The 6,000-nt window shown below is 38.7% G+C and carries 5 protein-coding genes; all 5 read left to right on the top strand.

Annotated elements, in window-relative coordinates; genetic code table 11:
* Nucleotides 1-191: 191 nt before the first annotated feature.
* Complete coding sequence (locus tag BJR36_RS15180; RefSeq protein WP_091235912.1) at nt 192-1,763, top strand: DUF5605 domain-containing protein; 1,572 nt, start codon at nt 192-194, stop codon at nt 1,761-1,763.
* 53 nt (nt 1,764-1,816) lie between these two features.
* Nucleotides 1,817-3,181, top strand: coding sequence for a glycoside hydrolase family 1 protein (locus tag BJR36_RS15175; protein WP_091235910.1), 1,365 nt, complete (start codon nt 1,817-1,819; stop codon nt 3,179-3,181).
* Between the two features lie 109 nt (nt 3,182-3,290).
* Complete coding sequence (locus BJR36_RS15170; protein ID WP_091235908.1) at nt 3,291-3,965, top strand: hypothetical protein; 675 nt, start codon at nt 3,291-3,293, stop codon at nt 3,963-3,965.
* A gap of 209 nt (nt 3,966-4,174) precedes the next feature.
* Entirely contained in the window at nt 4,175-4,879 is a 705-nt protein-coding gene (locus tag BJR36_RS15165; protein WP_091235906.1) for a LytR/AlgR family response regulator transcription factor, read from the top strand.
* Between the two features lie 157 nt (nt 4,880-5,036).
* Nucleotides 5,037-5,987 carry an ATP-binding protein gene (locus BJR36_RS15160; protein ID WP_169823726.1) on the top strand — a complete coding sequence of 317 codons (951 nt, stop codon included), beginning with the start codon at nt 5,037-5,039 and terminating at the stop codon, nt 5,985-5,987.
* The last annotated feature ends 13 nt before the right edge of the window (nt 5,988-6,000 follow it).

The following is a 6,000-nucleotide window of genomic DNA, read 5'->3' as shown; positions in this document are numbered from 1 at the left end:
AATAGGTAACATTAAAATCGCCTCCAATTGAAATAAATTAATATAATCAATTGGCTTCGCCGCAAATTTTTGGCTATTTGTCAAGTTTTTTCGGTAAAAAAGTGGGTGATTTTAAAAATAAAGGAGTTGAACCCCTTATAGAATAAGGGCTAGAGATTCCGAGAAAGTATTTATTAATAGAGGAGGATTTTATGAAAACAGTGGTCAGATGGGAAATTTTTGAATTAGAGTACAGTGGGAAATTGGAAGGTAATCCTTTTTTGGATTATCATATTTACGCAGAATTTGAAGGAGAACATGAAACGAAAAAGGTGGAAGGATTTTATGACGGGGCGGGAATTTACCGTGTCCGATTTATGCCATCCTTTGAAGGGCGATATAAATATCACGTTTATGGAACTTTTTCAAAGGAGAGTTATGAAGGAGAAATACAGGTAACAGCACCAGTAAATACTAATAATCACGGACCTGTTGGTGTCGTAGAAAAAAGATATCTGGAATATGTAGATGGATCCCCCTATTATTCGGTAGGAACAACCTGCTATGCCTGGATACACCAGCCGGAGGAGATTCAGAAAGAAACATTAGAAACGTTACAGCAAAGTTGTTTTAATAAAATAAGGTTTTGGCTGTTTCCGAAGTATTATCAGTACAATTTGAAGGAACCTGTCATGTATCCGTATAAAAGAGGAATAAAAAGAGGACAGGATCCAAAACGATTGGAAAAGCATCTGGATATGAAATTTCATACAGATGCAAAAATTGAAGACATTACAGATTTCGATTTTTATGATTTTAATGAGGAGTTCTTTCAGCATGTTGACAGACAAATCAGCCGTTTGTGCGGGCTTGGAATCGAAGCAGATATCATCCTGATGCACCCTTATGACAAGTGGGGATTCGCTAACATGACCAGAGAGTGTGATCTGGTTTATATTCGATATGTAGTTGCCAGATATGGTGCATATCGAAATGTATGGTGGTCACTTGCCAATGAATATGATCTGATGACGAAAACAGAGCAGGACTGGGAAGAAATTGCGGCAGCCATTAAAGAATGTGATTGTTACGGCAGGCTGACATCTATCCATAATTGTATGAAATTTTATGATTATAGCAGAGACTGGATTACTCATTGCAGCATGCAGCGTATTGATCTGTATCGTCATGTTGAAAGTACAGAGGAATATCTTGAACTATATAATAAGCCTGTTGTCTGGGATGAAATTGCGTATGAGGGAAATATTGAAATGGGCTGGGGAAACATTGCCGGTGAAGAACTGGTAAGAAGGTTTTGGGAAGCCTCACTTCGCGGAGGATATGCAGGACATGGAGAGACCTATGTGCATGAAAAGGATATATTATGGTGGTCCCATGGAGGAATATTACATGGAAATAGTGAACCGCGAATCGACTTCCTGAAAAAAATATTAGAAGAAACCCCAGGGAAATATTTAAAGAATTCAATAGGAATATCTGATGAAGTGGTTGCCATACCATATACTACTGCAACGAAGGATTTTAATCCCTGGATTGGACCAAAACAGTACTATGATTATGAAATCCACTATTATGGTTTTGGCAGACCGTCCTACAGAGATTTTGATTTGCCAGAAGACTCGCAATATAAAATAGAGGTTATTGATACCTGGAATATGACGGTTACGGATATGGGAATCCATAGTGGATATACAAGGGTGTTGTTGCCGGCAAAACAATATATGGCGGTACGTCTTATAAAACAGCAGAGTAGTTTGATTTAGGGCTGGTTTCCAGATTGTTTGTATTCGAAATTAGCAGGAAAGGAAGAAAATGAATGCAGAATATTAAGATGAGATATGAGTTCCCAAAAGAGTTTATCTGGGGTGTTTCTACAGCAGCGGCACAAATTGAAGGTGCGGCATTTGAAGATGGAAAAGGTCCGTCGATCTGGGATGTTTTCAGCAGAATCCCCGGAAAAATCCATGAAAATGACAGCCTGGAGGTGTCATGTGATTCGTATCATCTGTATGAGAAAGATATTGAACTGATGAAGTCTCTTGGAGTAAAATCCTATCGTTTTTCTTTTTCATGGGCGAGAATTATGCCAGATGGAATCGGGCACGTAAATCAGGCGGGTATAGACTATTACAGAAAGCTGATTGCCTGCCTTAAGAAAAATGATATCATTCCAAATGCAACAATATATCACTGGGATCTTCCCTATGCATTGCAGGTGCGTGGAGGTTTTGGAAACCGTAATATCGTAGAGTGGTACTGCAATTATGCAAAAGTCTTATTCGATCATTTTGGTGATGACGTTGACTTCTGGGTAACCTTTAATGAACCGATTGCGGTTTATGTGGGACACGCTGCTGGTTTCTTTGCACCAGGAATAAAAGATGAGAAATATGCAAGACAGTGTCTTCACAATTTGCTTTTATGCCATGGGGAAACGGTGAAAATGTTTAGAAGCTATGGTTTTGAAAAGTCGAAGATAGGAATTGTTGTAGATGTCTGGAAGCATTATCCATCCAGACCTGGCAATAGAGAAGATGAAGCGCTTGCAAAGAAAAATAATGAAATAGAAGGATATGGGATTTTCCTCCATCCACTGTTCCTGGGAGGGTATTCGGAGGAACTGAATCATTATCTAAAAGAAAATGACATGGTTCCAGACATGCAGGATGGAGATTTTGAAATCATGAAGCAGGAGTTGGATTTCTATGGACTTAATTTTTATAATGGATTATATGATAATGCGGATGAATTCAAAAAAATGAAGGAAGCAGTCGACAATGGTGGAAATTATCAGAACAAGCCGGAAAGTCATGTGGAGGCCATCCAGGACGTGCTTCATATGCTTAAGGGAAAATACAAGATCAGCATTCCGATTTATATAACCGAAAATGGATTGCCTCAGCCAGATGACGGAACGAAAAGCATGGAGTTCTTTTTAGATGATCAGGAAAAAATCGACTATGTAAAGGATGTTCTGGTTTTCCTTCATAAAGCAATGGAAGATGGGATTGACGTAAAAGGGTATTACATGTGGTCTCTTATGGATAATTATGAATGGAATGGCGGCTTTGCAATGAGATATGGTCTTTATTATACAGACTATAAGACACTTGAGCGAATTCCCAAAAAGAGTTCTGAATGGTACAGACAGGTCATTTGTCAGCACGGATTTGCAGAATAGCAGATGATAATTCAAAGAGAATTTCGATCTGGCAGGTCAGGAAAAGAATTTTATAGATCGCCAAAGAACTTTTAAATTTATAAAAATACCAGCATAGAAAGAGGCAGATATGAAAAAAGGAGATTCTATTTGGGGAGGGGTGCTTGCATTCTGGATTCTGATATTAGCGGTACCCGCTTCAAGAGACCGATTCATCGAAATTACAGAAATACATCCATATATAGCAGGTTTTATAAAATTTTCTATATTAGCAACCATGGGAGATCTGCTGGGAATGAGAATCGTAAACAAGGGGTGGGCGGTGCCGAAAAGTACACTGGCCAAATCAGCGGTCTGGGGAACCATCGGTATTATGGTCACACTGGTGTTCACGGTCTATATGGGCGGAACAGCAGCGGCACAGGCAGCAGGCAGATTGCCATTCCAGGGCAGCATATTTGCCCAGGCTTTGTTCGGCAGTGCCATCATGAATGTAACATTCGGACCGGTTATGATGACATTTCACCGGTTTACGGATATGTATATCGATCTGAAATATGAGGATAAAAATCGCAAGATTACATTGTCTGATCTGGTTGAAAAGAATGACTGGCATTCCTTGGTTGAGTTTGCGTGGATAAAGGCATGCCTGTTCTTCTGGATAGCAGTACATACGCTTGTATTTTTACTGCCGCCGCAATACCGTGTTATCGCATCCGCATTCCTTTCAATCGTAATGGGGCTCATGCTGGCGTGTATAAAATTAGAGAAGAGACAGGGTGAAGATATGGCAAAAGAGTTTTAGAGATATTGAATAGCGAACCCATGCCTGTAAAGCATGGGTATGTATTCACTATAAGTATTTGCTGTTTAAACAGGCGGCTGATAAAATAATGATGATTATAAAAAAACTGCTTTAATGCGGTTCTTAAGGAAACAAAGGCAGGCTCGAGTACTAGATTGAAAGCAGCCCTGTAACCTGGGAGAGGATTTTTCAAGAGGAGAAGAGCATTGATGAGATTTGCAGTGGTAGATGATTCGAAAGAAGATGCACAGCATATCGTTGCATATTTGAATAAATTTCAGTCTGAAAATAATGTTTCCTTTCAGACGACGGTTTTTTATGCCAGCTTAGATTTTTTGGAAGAATATCGTGGAGAGTATGATGTTATTTTCCTTGATATTGAGATGCCTGGATGCAATGGACTGGAGGTGGCTCGGGAAATACGATCTAAGGATCAGGCTGTCGGAATAATATTTGTTACTAGTATGGCACAATATGCAATTGATGGTTATGAGGTAAATGCAATTGATTTCATGGTGAAACCGGTTGGATATTACAATTTTTCTATGAAGCTGGAAAAAGCATTTCGCTTTTTTCAAAGCCACAAAAAACAGGATATTCTGATAAATAGTAAAGATGGAATCCTGCGAATCAACGTATCCGATATTTTATATATAGAAAAAGAACGTGATTATCTGATTTTTCGTACAAAGAAAGAATGTCTTCGAGAGAGGGGAAGCATCAAAGCGGTAAAAGAAAAAATGGTGAATCTGCCTTTTTCAGAATGTACTGCGGGGTGCTTAGTGAATTTAACCCATGTAAAGAGTGTTGGGAAAGATGCAGTTTCATTAGTTTCAGAGAGAGTACTGCCACTGTCCAGACGATTAAAACGACAGTTTACTCAGGATTATATCAATTATATGGGAGGGCTGTGACTTGCTATATGAGTTTTTAGAAAACAATTTCATACAATTTCCATTTCAATTAATTGTTTCGGAAATCATATTTTTGATTGGAGTCCAAAGAAGAAATCATTTTTTTGTCAGACTGACAGCCGGATTTGTGCTGCAGTTTACCCTTTCCTATATTTGGATGGCTATTATAAATTTTTACACCGGTCAGTCGTTGTTCCCATTTGTGCTTCTATATTTGGGGTATGCAGTAATTACGATATTCCCGATTATGTTCAGCTTTGATATTGGAATTTTGGAAGTGCTTTTCATAATGGCAGGAGGTTATGCCACGGAACATATAAGCTTCACACTTTCAAAAATCATACTTTTTTTTACAAATCAAAGTTTTGCATTAAATGGAAACTTTGCACATATTCTGATCACAAGATATCTTGTTTATATCATAGGAGCAATCATAGTTTATGTGCTGATTATTCGAAAAAAACAAAAGAGAAATAGATTTCAGGATGGAGATATCCGCATAGCAATACTTGCAGTAATCGTGATGATAGCCGCAATTGGTTTTAGTGTTTACTGGTCATATCCGGAGGAACATGCTGGAACACTGATAGGGGAAGTAATCTGTCCATTCTATAGCTTGCTATGCTGTACACTGGTTCTTTTGATGGAATACTCTGTTTTACATGAAAACAATATGAAACATGAGCATGAAATGATGGAGCAATTGTTACAGATGTCTGGTGTACAGCAAAAAAGTGCAAAGGAAGCAATTGATATTATCAATATTAAATGTCATGATTTAAAGCACCAGATTAAAGCACTTGAGAATATGGAAGATAGCCAGGCACGTTCAGAATATTTGAGGGAGATTCAACAGGCAGTGTCTATTTATGATGCCACGTACCATACAGGCTGCAAAGCATTGGATTATGTTCTTAGGGAGAAAACACTGATATATAATGAACATAATTTGGAATTCAGCTGCATGGTCGAAGGAAAAATGATTGCGTTCATGGCATCTGCAGATGTCTATGCGCTTATGGGAAATGCGCTGGACAATGCCCTGGACAATGCCCTGGAGCGGGTGTTGCAGGAAGCCGTGGAGGAACGCGTTATAAATCAATCTTAAGATAAGGATTCCA

The organism is Anaerobium acetethylicum, from assembly GCF_900096945.1.
In the GTDB taxonomy this organism is placed as follows: Bacteria; Bacillota; Clostridia; order Lachnospirales; family Lachnospiraceae; genus Anaerobium; species Anaerobium acetethylicum.
The sequence above is the reverse complement of the archived record's forward strand: the minus strand, read 5'-3'. Positions and strand labels throughout refer to the sequence as shown.

What these genes read in the sequence shown, in the direction of transcription:
- BJR36_RS15170 (WP_091235908.1), top strand. Translation starts at nt 3,291, where the DNA reads ATGAAAAAAGGAGATTCTATTTGGGGAGGGGTGCTTGCATTCTGGATT.
- BJR36_RS15180 (WP_091235912.1), top strand. Translation starts at nt 192, where the DNA reads ATGAAAACAGTGGTCAGATGGGAAATTTTTGAATTAGAGTACAGTGGG.
- BJR36_RS15160 (WP_169823726.1), top strand. Translation starts at nt 5,037, where the DNA reads ATGGCTATTATAAATTTTTACACCGGTCAGTCGTTGTTCCCATTTGTG.
- BJR36_RS15165 (WP_091235906.1), top strand. Translation starts at nt 4,175, where the DNA reads ATGAGATTTGCAGTGGTAGATGATTCGAAAGAAGATGCACAGCATATC.
- BJR36_RS15175 (WP_091235910.1), top strand. Translation starts at nt 1,817, where the DNA reads ATGCAGAATATTAAGATGAGATATGAGTTCCCAAAAGAGTTTATCTGG.